Raw genomic sequence first — 16,211 nt, forward strand, 5'->3', positions numbered from 1 at the left:
ACAGCATCACTGGCCTGTCACTGTGACCGGCGGGCTTGCAGGACTGTTACCAAATCTACGATGCCAGCGTTATATAATTTTTATACTTTTACAGTTGCTAATTGCCCAGCATTCTCAGCCTGTTACTATTCCTGTAGTGCTTTGCCAGATGCCGACCATTGGGTAGTCGGCGTTAATCGGCAGATCTAATTTTTATCTACTTTGCAAGTGACCAGAATATCCCATATTAACCAGCATAGATTCAGGGTAAAAAATATGGCTGCAACTATATTCAACATAACGATAAATATTGACACTTCAAATCTCCCCCATCACAAGCAATTTAAATGGCATGCCATTGATTATTTTTAATAAGTTAAGCTAAAGAGTAATGTTGGCCTATACAAGGTTGTCAACTGAAAATAGTTTGATTAAAAAGTCCTGAAATATTTCAGGACTTTTTAATCATTAATGATGCTCAAAAGCTTTTAACTCTATGAACTACGTTTTTTCCTATTCATAGAAGCTCAGTTAATTATTGGCATTAACAAGGCCTGCACAGCTTTGATCTTTCCAGCGCAACTGTTGAACCTTGTTATGCTTGTCAAAATCAATTCTAAGCTGGCAGTTCTGGTATCCGGTACTACCTGGCGTTTGCAGGCCAATGGCGTAGTTCCAGGTTTTGGTGGCAAGAATTCCTTCACGGAAATGTGGATTGCCCAGCAAATGTCTGACCTGATCCTTATTCAGGCCAATATCCAGTTTTTGAACCTGGCTGACATCATAGCGTGGCAGGGCTTTTAAATGACTCTGGGCCACACTCGGGAAGACTGTGGCTTCCTGCATCGTCATCATAGGAACACTGCTACAGGCCGACAGCGCAACTACGCCCGACAACAATATGGTTTTTAAGATAATTTTCATGGTTTTTCTCTCAAATCGGTTGAACGAGGTGATTGGGCAACCCAACCACCTCTCTGCTTCATGCCTTAGTCGATAATACCGCTGATACCGATACGTGCACTTGCTCCGCCTTCAGACGCAGTGGCAACACCACCAGTCAGACTCCAGCGGCCGCTATCCGAGGTGCGGCGCAAGGTCGCACCGATTGCATTTTCACCACCATGGAAACCGGCACCCAGCGAGTAAGTAAACTTACCTGCTACAAAGGGTGCAGACTCCATGGAAAGGGCAGCTGCAATACCAGCATTGGCACGTTTTTCAACCTTATCAATGCGCTCATTAGTACGGTAGAACGCCTGATCCAGTCGGTTGCCCAGTGCCGTGTTTTGGTTATCAAGCTTAGTTAAGGCATCACCCACGTTGCTGGCTGTTTCACCTGCGACCTGATAAGTCGGCGCTGTGAGGTTGCCGCTGGCATCCACTGCGGCACCACCACCCAGCGCGCTGGCTACCCTGGTATTAGATGCATGAAGCTGCGAACCATTAATGGCATCACTGCTGGTTGCGGTTACGGCACCAGACTGAACCCCAGTAACTGTACGGTTACCTGCGGTACCCGCCATGTTTACTGATGTACCACCTGTACCGGCTGCCACAGTAACCTGTGCATTGTTAGCCGCCTGCTGTACCAGACCAACTGTACCGTTGCTAATCTGGCTGGCCAGATTACTAACCTGTTGATTGGTTTCAAACAGCTGGCCACCATTGACTGCATCCTTACTACCAGCTGTCAGCGCACCATCTTTAACATTGGTCAATGTCGTGCCATTAGCACCACCACCCAGCGTAATCTGGCCCTTGTTCACGGTGCCATCTGTATTTTTATCATACTGAACCGCAGCGTTATTCAGCGACTGATTGGCACTTCTAACATCATTTAGTGCAGTGTCTAACGCACCCAGTGCATCACCCACATTACCCTGTGTGCCGCCCTGTATATTGTAGGTTGGAGCGGTCAGGGTGCCATCCGCATTCACAGTAGCACCGCCACCCAGTGCACCAGCAAGGGCACCAATCTGGCCTACAGTAGCAGCAGCATTATTTTGGCCACTGGCTGCAACACCGGTTAATTGGCGATCACCTGCATTGCCGGCAAAGTTTACTGTCTTACCGCCAGTTGCAGCGCCTACCGTAATTGTCGCGCCACTGGCCACTTGCTGTACCAGACCAATACTGCCGTTACCAATACCGCTGGTTAAGCTGGCTAAGGCATTGTCTACCGCTTTTAACTGGGCCACGTTAACTGCATCAGAATCTTCTGTACCTGCTGCAACACCAGTAATTTGACGATAGACACCGCTAGCTGCATCACCGACTGCCACAGCACCGGTGGTACTGGTGGTTGCCGCAATTGCAAGTTGATCGGCTGCTGCTGCTGATTGCAATGCATAGCCTGCGACACCTGCGCCGGTGGTTGCCGCAGAACTGGAACCCAGCACAACAGAACCATCAACAGTTGCTGTGATGTTATTACCCAGTGCAAAGGTGTCATTGCTATTTACGGTATTGTTATTACCCACCGAATAACTGTCACTACCATTAATAATGCTTGGGTCACCAATTGCACCGGAACGGTCACCGTTCACGATGTTACCGGTACCAATGCTGATGGACTGCTCACCATTTACCTGCGCGCCATTACCAATGGCAATACTTTGATCAGCACCCTGTGCAATAGTGGCACCATCCCCAATGGCGATGGCACTATTTGCTGCACTGCTGGCATCCACACCCATGGAAATAGTGCGGTTGCCCTGCTGCTCTGCTGCTGAAACAGGCCCAATGGCAATACTGTCCTCACCCAGCGCTACGGCATCACTCTGCGTAGAATTAGTGCGGAAGTATTTAATCCCAATGTCGCTGGTTTGCAGGTTGTTAATCTGGCCACCAATACTGTTTAGCGCATCACCGACATTGTTGACCACAGATGGGGTAATAACCATCATGCCGGTATTTGGGTCAATGCTGTAATGATTGACATTGTACTCTGGTGCAATAATCGCACCTGTGTTTGGATCAATATTACCACCCAGCGCTGTGGTCAGGTCTGTTAGCTGTTGCATGTTGGCCGCATCAGTAGCATCTATACCATTGGCAACGTCGGTTAACTGACGTGCATCACCATTGGCATTGGCAAAGCTAATGCTTGTACCTAGAGAATCCTTGCCAACGGTAATTTCTGCGGTGTTATTCGCTTGCTGTACCAGACCAATAGCACCGTTACTGATGTTACTGGCCAGATCAGCAATATCTGCGGTGTTGATGCTAGTACGGCCATCCAGATTGCCTAACGCATCGCCAACATTATTAAAGTCAGCAGTGGTGCCGATATTCATACCGTCATCCAGTGTATAGGTTGGGGCGCTTAGCGTACCATCTGCATTTACGGTGCTGTTGCCACCCAGTGCGCTGGCAATAGAGGTGTTGGCTGCATGAATCTGGCTACCATTAACCCCCTCGGTAGAAGTTGCACTGATTTCACCAGAAGCCACATTACCCAGCACAGTACCATTAGTACCATTTAGGGTAACGCGGTCATAATTTACGCTACCATCCAGATTACGCTCATACTGTACGGCGCCAGCAGACAGATCCTGATTGGCTGTATCCAGCGCTTCCAGTGCATCTTTTACGTTGTCTGATGTACCCCCAGCGACATTGTATGCTGGTGTCACAAGGGTGCCATCTGCATTGGCGGTTGTACCCAGGGCAGCCGCTGTACTGGCTGCTGTTGAGGCTAACTGGCCAAATGTTGCTGCATCATTGACACTGGTACCATCGGCAATCCCCGTTAACTGACGGTTACCATCAGTACCGGCAAAGTTAACCGTTGTGCCACCCGTAGTTGCACCAACAGTAATGGCCGCAGTATTGTTGGCCTGTTGAACCAGACCTGCCTTGCCAGAGGCCAGATTAGCAATGTCTGCGGTGTTGCTAGTAGTACGGCCATCCAGATTGCCTAATGCATTACCAACATTGTTGTAGGTGGATGTACTGCCATCATTGTTGCCATTGTCCAGTACATAATCTGGCGCGCTGACTGCACCTGTTGTCTTGTCATAAGCTGCACCACCGCCTAAATTGGCTGCTGTGCTATTACCTAACGCATCAGTCTTGGCATTAGTAGTCGCAGTAACGGCATTTAATTGGCCCAGATTAACTGCATCATCTGCTTTGGTACCATCAGCGATATTGGCAATTATTTTGCCGCCAGCATCAATACCATCAACAGTGATACCAGGCCCACCGCTAATTGTTAAACCAGTGCTTTCAAGTGTCGTACCACCAAGAGTTACTGAATCAAGCGTAATGTTTTTAGCCAGGTCAAATGTCAGGTTATTTTTATTATTAGCAATAACGACATTGCCATCTGCGGAAGCAAAATCAACGGTACTACCTGGTTCTACATTTGTTGAACCAGCACCTTCAGCCGTAACATTGAAACCTTTATTGGCCTGAACCAAAGCAGTATTAGCCGTAACCTGAGCATTGCTAACATTGATATTTGTAGTATTTAACTGATTACCTGTCACTGCATCAGTTGAACCTATAGCAATATTGCCATCAGCAATACCAGTTAACTGGCGATTGCCATCAACCCCTACAAAGTTAACACTAGTACCGCCTGTTGCTGCACCAACAGTAATGCCAGCAGTATTATTGGCTTGCTGTACTAAACCAGTTTTGCCAGAAGCCAGGTCAGCAATATCCGCTGTGTTGGTCGTAACACGACCATCCAGATTGCCCAGTGCAGCACCAACATTACTAAAGTCAGCAGTTTTACCTGCATTGCTGCCATCATCTAAGGTATAGGTTGGTGCGTTCACTGTACCTAAAGTCTGATTATAGGTTGCACCACCACCTAAATGAGTAGCGGTACTTTGACCCAGTGCATCAGCATTGCCTGCGCCAGCCAGGGCAGTTGTCAGCTGATTCAAATTAACGGCATCAGTTCCAGCAGTAGCATCACCAACATTGGTTAAGCGATTGCCATTTAGGTTGGCACCGCCATTTAAGTTGGCAATACCTGTTATGGTTAGCGCGCCACCTACCGTAGCACCGCCAGAAACTGTTAAAGCACCACCTATGCTTGCTGCACTAGTCGAAGTTACTGTCGTAAACGTCGGCGTTGCTGAGGTGGCAACACTAATGGTATTACCGGTACGGGTGATGCTGATGTTATTGCCATCAGCAAAGCTAATGGTATCGTCTGCACCAACAGCCGTTGCGGTGTCGTTATTGGCCTTAATCTTGAAGGTCTGATTTTGCAAAGTAGTAATGTTGCTGCTGTTTGCTGTTGTGCGCGCATCAACATTGCTAATGGCAGCGCCCACACTTCCTACTGTTGTACCATCCACAGTATAACTGGGAGCACTGACTGTGCCTGTAGCTGCATCATAAGTTGAACCACCACCCAATGCTGCTGCGGTATCAACGCCCTGCTGATTACTTAAATCATTTTGTTTTTGTAATTGCGCAACAGTAACCGCATCACTGGCTACTGCGCCATCAGCCAGGTTAGTCAGTCGGCGCTTTGTCGTCGTATTACCAAATGACACAGTACCCTGCGTTGTTGCAGCAGTATTGGTCAGAAAAGCTGAGCCGATCTGTGCTTCGGCTACAGAATTCAGGCCTAGGGCCGCACTGTTTACGCCGGTTACCTGCGCATTTAAGCCCAGTGCAACTCCGCCTGCAACGTTGGTATTGGCACCTTCACCAATAACTACGGCATTGGCAGCAGTTGCTGCTGCGCCAGTACCAATAGCAACCGACTTTTCAGCAGTGGCCTGTGAAAAAGCACCAATTGAAAGTGCATTATTTGCAGTGGCCTGTGCACCGCCACCAAATGCTATCGAATCCTGGGCAGTTGCTTTGGTTTGACCAGTAGTTTGATAATTTGTTCCTGATTGTCCACTACCACTGCTACCAGCATTTTCAATATCAGGCGAACCAATAGCAATTGCGCGGTAACCAGTTGCAGTTGCAGAATGACCCACGGCCAGTGAACCCTTACCTGTTGCAGCAGAGACATTACCAATAGCCTGAGCGTAATCAGCCGTTGCAGTAGACTGACGCCCAATCGCTAATGAGGTATTACCGGTAGATGCAGCGGCAACACCAATGGCAACAGCCGCTGTATTGCTGGCTTTGGCATAAGTACCTAAAGCAGTAGCCAGTCCGGAAGCTTCTGCGCCTGTACCAACAGCGGTACTACCTCCTGTATAGCCATTATCACTGCTCCATTTAATATTATTTGTATTGGCATCAGTACTGTTGTTAAAAGGATTTTGCCGATCCAGAATACCTGAATCAGCTGCTGCATTACTATTACAACCGAGTGCTACGCCATTGGTGCCAGAGGCTGTGGCTTGTTTTGTAGCGCCTGTATTCCCTGTGCAACTGGAAATTGCTGTACCAGTGCCTGTTCCCCCGCCAGTACCAACCTCTGCAAAAGCCTGAGAGGAGAAACTTAGTACAATGCCTGCTATACCAGCTGACACTAACCCTGAGGTTTTTGAACGACTTTTTGTTTTACTTTTGGCAGTCTCTGAAACCGCAACCCAAGCTCCAATTGAAGCATTCCAGACAACTCTATATATCTTATTCATACTCGTACCCTTACAAGTGGTTTGCATCTCTAAAATCAAGAAAACATCGTTTAGCAAAGGCATTCTAAACAAAATATGTGTAAATTGAACATATTTATTCTTAATATGCGCAAATTGCACATTATTTTTGTAGTTATTGAGAATTATTATTATTTAATTAAACATACAGTTATAAAAAAAGCTCCTGATCAACAGGAGCCTTTAAAATAGTATCAAAAGCAGCGCGAAGAACTACTGGTTAGATAGGAACTCCTCTACTCGCCGACAATGCTAAAACGATAAGTCATGGGTAAACATGAATTCACATCACTTTGAGCCGTTTTATTCGAGTAGTTCGTTTCATAAGCTAAGCTCCACTGTGCCATAAGCTCAGGTACAGAAAACTCATATCGTGACACCTTACACTCAGCAGGCTGATAAACGATTAAGCTTTCACCTAATGGACAAGTAAAGTTGGTCTGCGCTGGTACTAAACTGCCCTTAAAATCCAGTAACTTAATCGGACTGGTGCATGAGTTTATGTGCTCAAATCGCACTTCTGGCATTACATTACAAACCGTTATGCGCGCTGCCATATTATTAGAATTGATATTAGGCTGTGGCAAAATTGCTTCATGGATATTCTCTGCCAGTAATTCACCTGTCTCAATGTTTTCAAACTGAATCAAGCGCTCGACACCATTGCAGCTCTGCTTGATTGCACCAGGATTAAGGAATTTAAACTTAGAAATAATAGGCGGTGGTGGCGGCGCCGGCGTCACAGGTGGTGGTGGTGACGGCGTAACAGGTGACGGTGGCGACGGTTCTGGCACGGTTGGAATATCTATAGGAGGCTGTGGTTGAGGATAGCCGGTACCAGAACCTCCCAGACTTACACCAGCAGTCGAAAATTCATCTCCACAGCCAGATAAAATTAAGACACCACAAACCAAGAAATAAAGCTTTATGCCCTGCATGACTTTTTCCAGCTATATATTCAATTAACTTAAAATTAATGCCTATTAATCAGTTATCTAATGAAATAGATCAAGAGTATTAACCAAAGATCATTTATCAGTATCGCCGTTCTTTTTATTCAATTAAAAGCTACAGGCTTATAATTGAAGCAATTTTTATAATAACTTTTGAATCAATAGACGCTTACTCATCACTATCATCATATTGGAAGATTCCGAGCCTGAAATTAAGAGTAGCATCCTGCCTACCTTCATCCTGCTTACAGCAATCAATTGCCTCCGCTAGAATCTGCCTGGACATCTCATTCCACAATTTCATGCTGGTTTCTTTTAAGTGCTGGATTGATTTCAGGGTTAATTCATCCGCAAAAATTGCTTGCTCTAAAAACTTATTTTCCTTTTCAACAATATTATGAATCCCTGCTGCCAGATGATCAGTGATGTTTGCTACAAACATCTGTTTTAACTCATCATTTTCTGGAGATGGTGTAAAACTATTTGCCTGCAATATAACCCGGTCGTTTTCTTCTTTTACTATCCCTATGCGCTTTAACTCCAATAAAATTGAACGGGGATGCTTTTCTGTAGATACTTTCCTGACTAGATTTTCAAAACTCACTTCATGACCAGACACGGGAATGCTTTGGGGTAAGCCATCATTTACCCATATTCCCACCACCCTGGCAGGTACACTAATTACCGACGCAGGTTCTGCAAAATGATGAATTAGCTGGTGCACATCATTATTATTATGTCGTAATGTGCTGATATCCCGTCTATTAAGTCCAGAAAGCAGGCTAATTGATGAGTCTGTTTTTTTCTGGTTGAGCCTTTCAATTTCCCGGATGGCTTCATTATAAAAAATAGGTTTTAGAACCGCAGAAAACTCCGTATAACCTATACCAGACTTAATCAGCCAGCGTGCCAGCTCCTGCATGATCATGAGAGCATGCTCTAAAGTTGTTTCTGCTTCATGCGATAAACCATGTGCTAACAATAGGCTATCTTCTTTAACTAAAGTACTTTTCAATAGTTTTCCCATAAGCTTCATAGATGCTAAATTAAGCTATAGAATAGACACGCTAAAAATCAAATACATGAACTATTAAACTGCTTAAAACAATAGCATAGTATAATTATCGCTCCGAGAACATGATACGAAACAATATAATTTGATAGCTTTCTCTGACTAATATTAACTTTTAAAGCGTTTTTGATATTCTGTAGCGGTAAGGCCAATAGTTTTAGTGAAAATCTTATTAAAGGATAAACTACCCTGATAACCCACCTGCCAGACAATGGCTTTAAAACTTAAACTAGTAGTTTCCAGCAGCTCTTGAGCTTTTTGAATTCTGGCAGTATTCAATAATGGCCATACCAGTATGTTGCATATGAACACTACATCTGTGTGTGAGCCGAAACTGCACCTAACACAGATTCAAAAGAATTTAGAATCTGCCTTGCTTCCTGATCATCTTCAAAATCAATTTTCTCTAACTCGCCAGTGCTAAGATGGACATAAAGCATTCCTTCGTTTAAATCCATGCTGACAATATGTTGTGCATTATATTTTTTACCCTTGATTGTAATCACCATCATTAGCTCCTCAAAATGTCGTTATCGATAAAACATATAGCTTAATTCATCGCATTCAAGAGAACTGTAAAAAAATAGTTGAGTCTGATTAAGGTGTCTGGAACCGGAGTTATAGAGAAACATTAAGCTGCCATCAATCCACCAAGTCCAGCTTCGGCTGTTTGATCATTTCCCAATACCAAATCCTGCTGATTCCAGTCGGTGATCGGTATTCTTGGCACGACGCTCATGATCCACAAACTCACTCACGTTATTCATGCATAAAACTCATAAATCATTTATCAATAGCCGTCCAAGCTTGCTGGCCAGCCTAAAGAATTATTAATTATACTGGATGCAGGTCATGTGGATTTATATGATCGAATTGATCTGATTTCGTTTGATAAATTGACCAGTTTCTTTAAGTAGAAATTTCAAGTAATTGGTTTAAACCAGAAAAAAGGGAAACTTTTACAGTTTCCCTTTTAATTAAAATTAGTGATTTATAGCTTGTCAGAAGCTATCACTCAAAATACTTATAGCTGGGTTAGTCCAGTTTATTTTTCTGCAACCAGTCCACTAACAACTGTGCAATCTGGTCACTGTTTGAATCTGAAAAAGCAAAGTGGGTATTACCATAGATGCCGATATCCGGTAAATGTACGAGTTGGGCATGACCACCATGCTGGTTGATTTTATCCACCCAGAGCTGTGCCATTTTTAAGCGTACACGCCAGTTATCCTGACCAGCATTCTCCTGTCCGGCATAGCCATTTTTTTCTGTTGGAATATTATCGCCATAGTAGACAATGATTGGAATTTTGGTCAGTTTCTGGAAATCTGCCATTTTGATTGGGGTTGCAGCTAATGTTCCTGTTGCACTTGGCATGGGGTCAGGCAATTCATGTTCAGGAAAAACAAAACCACTGCCGGGTTCATAAGCCACAATACCTTTGACCTGATTGGATTTTATGGCTGTCCACCAACCCGGCCCACCGCCTTGCGAATGGGTAATCAATACTGCATCCCCCGATCGTTTCAAGACTTCAACCATCGCATCGCTAATCACTTGTTCATCATAGGCACCAGTATTGGGTGTCATTTGACGGAAATACTGGTTTAACGCTTGCGGGTCTTGGGAAAATTGAACGCCTTTAAAAAAGTTGGGGTAGCGTCCCAGACGGAACATGTTAAACCATGCCTGATCGTTGGTGGTTGCAGGCACTTCTGCGCCAACTGTTGATTGGCCTGCCTGCCCCCGACGTGGTTGGTCGACTAAATAGACTGGAAAATGTTGGCGTAGGAAAATGGTCTGGAACCCCTCCCGGCCATCAGGTGTGGTTCCCCAGGTTTTGGCAGATTGTCCTGCACCATGGAGAAAGACCAAGGGATAAGGATGCGGATTTTCAGGAATTTGATAAAAGACCGATGCATGATCGCCATGTAATGTTTGGCCAGCAGGCTTAAATAACTGCTTGTCGTCAAAATTACCTTCACTGGTAATGATTTTCCCACCCGCAGCAAAATTACCTTGCTGGGCAATGGTCAGAGCGGCTGGCTTGTTTGGATTCATTGAACAGCCTGACATAATCCCGGCAAGGCAGATCGACATCAGCGTAGTTCTGAATATGAATGTGGTATTGATCATTTTTTTCTAGCTCTCAATTATTGTAGTTGCTGTAAAACACCTTGGGCATTCTTTGCCAAATCATCTCCTATGGCTTGCCGTAAAGTGCTTATGATTTTTTGCATTTGAGTTTGATCGACACCCAAATTTCGGGTAATTCTTAAATGTGAACGTAATTGGGCATTGACATCACCGAATGCTGATAAAGTACTGACCACCGCCAATTCACGCTCTAAAGGCGATAAATTATCCCGGCTAAACAGATAACCAAACAAATGGGCCTTTAAAGCGTAATCCATCGTCGGTGAGAAATTATCAAATAGTGGTTTTGTATTGGCTTCGATAGAGGTTTTGTTGAGATAAGCGAGCCGCTCTATACCCATTTGATAATAATCAGTATTGCTTGGCAAGTTACTTGGCATTGCACCTTGTATATCCTTGATGCCTTGTTTCTCACGTTCTTCAAGCAGGCTTTTAAAAGTTAGCATGCCATTTAACGCACGGGGAAAACCTGCATAGGCATATTGATGGGCAAATAATTCCTTGATTTCATTCACTGTTAAACCACTTTCCAAAGCTTGAATCAATGCAGTTTTAAGCTGTTCAAGATTGCCTGTGGCATTAAAGGCAGCAATTGGAATCAGGCTGAGTTGTCTTTGGCTTAATACCACAGGTGAGTTTGCTTTGGACTGTACAGATGCTTGTGGTTGAATCGGCAAATTCACTCTTTCCAGCCATGTCGCACTTTTGCCATCAGTTGCTACAGGTGAAATAGCAATATGTGACATGGGGCTATGTTCACTTGCCCCATGCCAGTGCTTAACACCGGGCGGACACCAGATAGTATCACCCTTGTGAATGGTCTGTATCGGCTTGCCCCATTCCTGAGTACGTCCCTCACCCTCAGTCACAATTAAATACTGCCCCTGCGGATGGATATGCCAGTTGGTAATTGTACCTGCTGCAAAATTGACGATCGCTGGTGCAACATTACCTTGTGAGGGCATAACAGGGAAACGGGAAAAATTTGCCTGGCCTGAAAAGTTATTTGCCGGTGCCTGCTGACTTACCTGTTGATTGACTTTAGTAATCTGTTGTCTGGCCTGCTCTTCTGCCAGTATATGGCCAGACAATGAAGTAAGAATTAATGCTGCTTTTAGTGATTTATGCGTCATGCTAAATTCCACTTTACTTATAAATGCTTGCCATAGAAAGGAACCAGTTTATTGACTGCCTGATCGACATACTCAGGCACCCAGTAGGTTTCAATATGCGTGGCATTGGGGATCTTAAATAACGCTTTATCCTTTGTCCCGGTTGCTTTGGCAAAGGCATCTTCAGACATATACAGACTATCGGCCTTGCTGCCTGCAATCATCAGCAGTGGCTGGTTGATCAACTCAATATGGTCAGTAGCATCCCAGCGCATCAGGTCAAGCAGGCTACTCATGGTGTATTTAAAAGTTGCATTTGAATGGGCATGGGTCTTCCAGTAATACTCGTAACCCTGACGGTACAAATCAAACGGCAATGCCGCAATTTGCTCGTCTGTCAGATTGGCATCACCTGCATAAAGAATATTCCCACCAGTCATTTCATGAGTACGCTTAGGAATAGCCTTGCCTTTCACTTCCTGAGCGCGGGCCTCAGACGCTCGCTTTAAACGCTGTTGAATAGTGTCCAGTTGTGAATCCTGATAGCCGTTACGACGAACCCGGCCAGAATTAAACATGCTTAATGTGGCAATTGATTTAAAGCGTTTGTCGGTTTGTGCTGCGGCCAGCGAGTATCCGCCACCACCGCAAATGCCCAACAGACCTAAACGATTTTCATCAACCCCGGCATATTGGGTGATAAAGTCCGCCATGCCATGAATGTCTTCAATACGATAGGCAGGCTTGTCCACATTACGCGGCTGGCCACTGCTTGCGCCCTGATATGCGGCATCCGCAGTAATGGTGATATAGCCTTTTTCAGCTAACCGCTGGGCATATAAACCAGCCACCTGTTCTTTTACGCCACCATTGGGATGGGCAACCACAATGGCCGGATACTTTTTAGCAGGGTCATAATTGGGCGGGGTGTAGACATTGGCGGCAATATCCAGACCATTGAGTTTATAGCTGACAGGATAAATATTGACCTGACCTGCAACATTTTGGGTAATGGCGTCCCCATAAACCAAGCCAAACGGATTATCTTTTTTGGTTTCTGCCACGGCTGAACCAGAAGCACCAATCACGGCTAACATTAAAACATGCTGTAAAAATTTCATAATCACTCCGTGTTTCAGAATCAAACAACTGAAAAGTATTTAATAGCTAACGCTTAAATAAAATGATTAATAGTTAGACATCCAGTTTTCGACTGGCCAGCCATTCAATCATGGCCGGATCACGATGGGAAAAGAACGCACTGGTTGCCGTATCCAGGGCAGTAATCTGATTCATGTCTTCTGCTGAGAGTTCAAAATCCAGAACGTCAATATTTTCCAGCATGCGTTCCTTGCGCACAGACTTGGCAAGGGCAACAACGCCGCGTTGTACTAACCAGCGCAGCACCACCTGTCCCACAGATTTGCCATATTTTTTTCCAATCGCGGTTAATACAGGCTGACCAAACAGGTTATTACGGCCTTCGGCAAAAGGTGCCCATGCTTCAGGCTGAATATCATGCGCTTTCATCCACGGTACAGCATGCAATTGCTGGTTAAAGGGATTCACTTCCACTTGGTTAACGGCTGGTTTAACGGTATTAAAGGCCATCAGATCAGCTAAACGGTCAGGGTGAAAATTACTCACACCAATGGCACGGATTTTCCCTGCCTGATATAGCTCTTCCATGGCACGCCATGCCCCATGCACATCACCGATGGGTTGATGAATCAGGTAAAGGTCAATGTAATCCAGTTGCAAGCGGTTAAGAGAGCGTTCAAATTGTGCTTTCGCGCCTTCGTAATGGGTATCCTGTAGCCACAGCTTGGTGGTAACAAATAATTCATTACGAGCAAGCTGGCTTTCACGAAGCGCGTTACCAACCTGAGTTTCATTTTGATAGGAAGCTGCGGTATCAATTAAACGATAACCCGCTTCAATGGCATGCAGTACGGCTTGCTCACACTCGACAGGATCGGTCATTTGAAATACGCCAAAACCCAACACGGGCATTTCAACATGATTATTTAATTGAATCGTTTTCATCTTGAATCCCTCACCACACGTTATGCCGTATTGGTTAAAAAATAACTATACGCTGATCAGGGTAGATGGATTAAGTAGGCTTTTTCGATTACATTTATATGTTTTTTTGATTAATTACATTCTATTAACAAAAACATCATTATAGTGAGTCAAGCCGTGTCAGAAAATCTTGATGATTTAAAAGCTTTTATTGTTGTGGCACACACTGGTAGTTTTACCAAAGCGGCTGGACAACTGGGTGTCTCCCAATCAGCACTTAGTTATACCATCAAAATGCTGGAGCAACGGCTTGGGATTAAATTACTGCATCGTACCACCCGCAGTGTTTCCCTCACGCAGGAAGGTGAACAGCTCTTAAATGATATTGAGCCACTTATTACCGGGATTGAGCAAAAGTTATATAACCTCAACGAATTTCGCAATTCACCCCAAGGTAAGCTTAGAATTAATGGCACCGAATATGTGATCAGTTTTTTACTGTGGGATAAACTGGTTAAATTTGCTCAGGATTATCCTGATATCCAGCTAGAAATCACCACTGATTACGCGTTTTCAGACATTGTTAAAGACCGCTATGACATTGGTATCCGGTTAGGAAATAAAGTAGATAAAGACATGATTGCTGTGCAGGTTAGTGAAACCTTACAGATGATCACGGTTGCCTCACCTGATTATTTAAAAACACACGGTATCCCCAAAGCGCCTGATGACCTCTATCAACATCGCTGTATTGGGATGCGTTTACCCACCCATGAGCACATCATGCCATGGGAATTTAAGGTTAAAGCAAACCGCGCAGACATGATTTCCATACGCCCTGAATTTTCTATGGTGGTCAGTCATGCACGGCTTAAAGTTAAGGCAGCTCTGGATGGAATAGGCATCACCTGGTTGCCTAAAGCCATGGTTGAATCCGAACTATTGAAAGGTGATCTTGTCACTTTATTAGAAGATTGGGATATCAGTTATTCTAGCTACTATATGTATTATCCAAGTCGCCGTGAATCCTCGCCATTGTTTCGGCTATTGGTTGAGGCTTTACGGCTTAGATAATTCAATAAATTTTGATGCGGATCAAATCCACATTCAGAAGATAACTTCCTAATATCATTGTCTTAAAAAGGGTTAACAATAAAAATCCAAAGATCATTAAAACAAGTGTGGTAATCAGACGTTTAACGTTTCTCATCCCGAATTGCAGTTAAACCCTGTCGGAACGTTGTAACCTCAAATGCTGGAAACCGTTGTTTGAACTTATTTGATACAAAGATATTGTCAACTTTATAGCGTGGTAGCAATTCCGCCGCGTCACGAATGGTCTTATTAAAAAGTCCACCGAGCTTGAGTTGCCAATTTTTAATAACCGTATAATCAGGATCGACCTTAAAAATATCCGCTGCCAGCTCAATGAACTGACGATAGGTCAGGCGCTGATCATCACTCGGCAGATGCCAGGTTTGTCCATACGCATCAGGGGTATTGCCCAGCAACGCCATGGCACGACTGGCATCCGGCGTATAGATCAGGCTACGTAAGGTATCATCGCGTAGAAATACCTTCATTTAACATTACGTGGTTATGAGCTCTTTGAAATTACGACTGATTCAAATGCTCTAGAACAGGCAAAACAATTTGTTTATCGCGGTTTGGAGTCAGGTCAATTATCACCTTTAATTGACCAAGTCTTCAATTTTGAGGATATTCAAAAAGCTCATCAATACATGGAAACAAATGCCCAGATTGGCAAAATCGTAGTGAATGTTCAGTAATTTAAATGCCTTATACTTCAATGTATGGGGCATTTTATCTATTTCATTAAACTGAAAAATACACTCATGCTTATGAGTCATTTAATCATACTTAGTGTTAGACGATATTAAATCCATTGCCTGATCAACCAGCGAGCTTATTTTTGAGCCTTAACTGGTTCCTGGCATGCCTGCTGCCCATACTGTTTGCACAACTCTTTAACAAAGGCTTCACCCTCTTTGTAACCTTGAGTACCAGGGATACCCGTGCTTCTGCAAGAGACATAACAGGAAATGCGCCAAGGGTGATCTTTTTAATGAATTATCAATAGGGCTTCGATAGCGATAGACAAAGCTTTTTGCCCCAGCTTTGCTACAAGTTACTCTTAAACCAATGTACTCACCAATATCACTTTTATCTGCATCGCCTGCTTTCATTTTTTTAATGGCAAGCGCTGATAAGGCTACCCTAGGTTCACTGCTTTTATCTTCCTTTTCTTGTTCCACTGCATATTCCTTTTTATTAACACGCCTAAATTTGATAAAATAACGTA

General features: G+C 44.2%; 14 protein-coding genes. 2 read left to right on the plus strand and 12 right to left on the minus strand.

Features of this window, described 5'->3' with window-relative positions:
- Positions 1-510: 510 nt before the first annotated feature.
- The 10 genes from BKE30_RS07235 to BKE30_RS07280 all read right to left on the minus strand — a co-directional run bounded on the left by BKE30_RS07235 (position 511) and on the right by BKE30_RS07280 (position 13,909).
- Positions 511-903, minus strand: coding sequence for an outer membrane protein assembly factor BamE (locus tag BKE30_RS07235; protein ID WP_076877939.1), 393 nt, complete (start codon positions 901-903; stop codon positions 511-513).
- Between the two features lie 65 nt (positions 904-968).
- Positions 969-6,614 (minus strand): ESPR-type extended signal peptide-containing protein, encoded by a 5,646-nt coding sequence (locus BKE30_RS07240; RefSeq protein WP_083698479.1) that lies wholly within the window; start codon positions 6,612-6,614, stop codon positions 969-971.
- Between the two features lie 191 nt (positions 6,615-6,805).
- Positions 6,806-7,507 (minus strand): hypothetical protein, encoded by a 702-nt coding sequence (locus BKE30_RS07245; RefSeq protein ID WP_076877941.1) that lies wholly within the window; start codon positions 7,505-7,507, stop codon positions 6,806-6,808.
- A gap of 184 nt (positions 7,508-7,691) precedes the next feature.
- Positions 7,692-8,549, minus strand: coding sequence for a DUF6502 family protein (locus tag BKE30_RS07250; RefSeq protein ID WP_076878005.1), 858 nt, complete (start codon positions 8,547-8,549; stop codon positions 7,692-7,694).
- A 153-nt stretch (positions 8,550-8,702) separates the two neighbouring features.
- Complete coding sequence (locus BKE30_RS07255; protein WP_158073170.1) at positions 8,703-8,873, minus strand: helix-turn-helix domain-containing protein; 171 nt, start codon at positions 8,871-8,873, stop codon at positions 8,703-8,705.
- A gap of 32 nt (positions 8,874-8,905) precedes the next feature.
- Entirely contained in the window at positions 8,906-9,106 is a 201-nt protein-coding gene (locus BKE30_RS07260) for a hypothetical protein (RefSeq protein WP_143253679.1), read from the minus strand.
- Between the two features lie 523 nt (positions 9,107-9,629).
- Positions 9,630-10,655 carry an alpha/beta hydrolase gene (locus BKE30_RS07265; RefSeq protein WP_264754293.1) on the minus strand — a complete coding sequence of 342 codons (1,026 nt, stop codon included), beginning with the start codon at positions 10,653-10,655 and terminating at the stop codon, positions 9,630-9,632.
- Between the two features lie 92 nt (positions 10,656-10,747).
- Complete coding sequence (locus BKE30_RS07270; RefSeq protein WP_076877944.1) at positions 10,748-11,884, minus strand: cupin domain-containing carboxymuconolactone decarboxylase family protein; 1,137 nt, start codon at positions 11,882-11,884, stop codon at positions 10,748-10,750.
- A 17-nt stretch (positions 11,885-11,901) separates the two neighbouring features.
- On the minus strand, positions 11,902-12,984 hold the full coding sequence (locus BKE30_RS07275) for an alpha/beta hydrolase (RefSeq protein WP_076877945.1): 1,083 nt from the start codon (positions 12,982-12,984) through the stop codon (positions 11,902-11,904).
- Positions 12,985-13,057: 73 nt separating this feature from the next.
- Positions 13,058-13,909 (minus strand): aldo/keto reductase, encoded by an 852-nt coding sequence (locus tag BKE30_RS07280; protein WP_076877946.1) that lies wholly within the window; start codon positions 13,907-13,909, stop codon positions 13,058-13,060.
- 156 nt (positions 13,910-14,065) lie between these two features.
- On the opposite strand from BKE30_RS07280, the gene BKE30_RS07285 reads away from it, so the two are divergent.
- A complete protein-coding gene (locus BKE30_RS07285; protein WP_076877947.1) occupies positions 14,066-14,962 on the plus strand; it encodes a LysR family transcriptional regulator in 897 nt (298 codons plus the stop codon).
- Between the two features lie 122 nt (positions 14,963-15,084).
- Here the strand turns inward: BKE30_RS07285 and BKE30_RS07290 are convergent, their stop codons facing one another.
- The gene (locus BKE30_RS07290; RefSeq protein ID WP_198938054.1) at positions 15,085-15,471 is read right to left on the minus strand and encodes a Rossmann-fold NAD(P)-binding domain-containing protein; all 387 of its coding nucleotides are present in this window, start codon (positions 15,469-15,471) and stop codon (positions 15,085-15,087) included.
- A gap of 30 nt (positions 15,472-15,501) precedes the next feature.
- Here BKE30_RS07290 and BKE30_RS16525 point away from each other — a divergent pair, with 30 nt between their 5' ends.
- A complete protein-coding gene (locus BKE30_RS16525) occupies positions 15,502-15,678 on the plus strand; it encodes a zinc-binding dehydrogenase (RefSeq protein ID WP_076877948.1) in 177 nt (58 codons plus the stop codon).
- A 210-nt stretch (positions 15,679-15,888) separates the two neighbouring features.
- Here the strand turns inward: BKE30_RS16525 and BKE30_RS16190 are convergent, their stop codons facing one another.
- On the minus strand, positions 15,889-16,164 hold the full coding sequence (locus BKE30_RS16190; RefSeq protein ID WP_076877949.1) for an Arm DNA-binding domain-containing protein: 276 nt from the start codon (positions 16,162-16,164) through the stop codon (positions 15,889-15,891).
- Positions 16,165-16,211: the final 47 nt, after the last annotated feature.

The sequence above is a fragment of the Alkanindiges hydrocarboniclasticus genome, assembly GCF_001982605.1.
GTDB classification, from domain to species: Bacteria; Pseudomonadota; Gammaproteobacteria; order Pseudomonadales; family Moraxellaceae; genus Alkanindiges; species Alkanindiges hydrocarboniclasticus.

Coding starts and splice junctions, on each gene's coding strand:
- BKE30_RS07235 (WP_076877939.1), bottom strand. CDS start 903: ATGAAAATTATCTTAAAAACCATATTGTTGTCGGGCGTAGTTGCGCTG.
- BKE30_RS07240 (WP_083698479.1), bottom strand. CDS start 6,614: ATGCCTTTGCTAAACGATGTTTTCTTGATTTTAGAGATGCAAACCACT.
- BKE30_RS07245 (WP_076877941.1), bottom strand. CDS start 7,507: ATGCAGGGCATAAAGCTTTATTTCTTGGTTTGTGGTGTCTTAATTTTA.
- BKE30_RS07250 (WP_076878005.1), bottom strand. CDS start 8,549: ATGGGAAAACTATTGAAAAGTACTTTAGTTAAAGAAGATAGCCTATTG.
- BKE30_RS07260 (WP_143253679.1), bottom strand. CDS start 9,106: ATGATGGTGATTACAATCAAGGGTAAAAAATATAATGCACAACATATT.
- BKE30_RS07265 (WP_264754293.1), bottom strand. CDS start 10,655: ATGAATCCAAACAAGCCAGCCGCTCTGACCATTGCCCAGCAAGGTAAT.
- BKE30_RS07270 (WP_076877944.1), bottom strand. CDS start 11,884: ATGACGCATAAATCACTAAAAGCAGCATTAATTCTTACTTCATTGTCT.
- BKE30_RS07275 (WP_076877945.1), bottom strand. CDS start 12,984: ATGAAATTTTTACAGCATGTTTTAATGTTAGCCGTGATTGGTGCTTCT.
- BKE30_RS07280 (WP_076877946.1), bottom strand. CDS start 13,909: ATGAAAACGATTCAATTAAATAATCATGTTGAAATGCCCGTGTTGGGT.
- BKE30_RS07290 (WP_198938054.1), bottom strand. CDS start 15,471: ATGAAGGTATTTCTACGCGATGATACCTTACGTAGCCTGATCTATACG.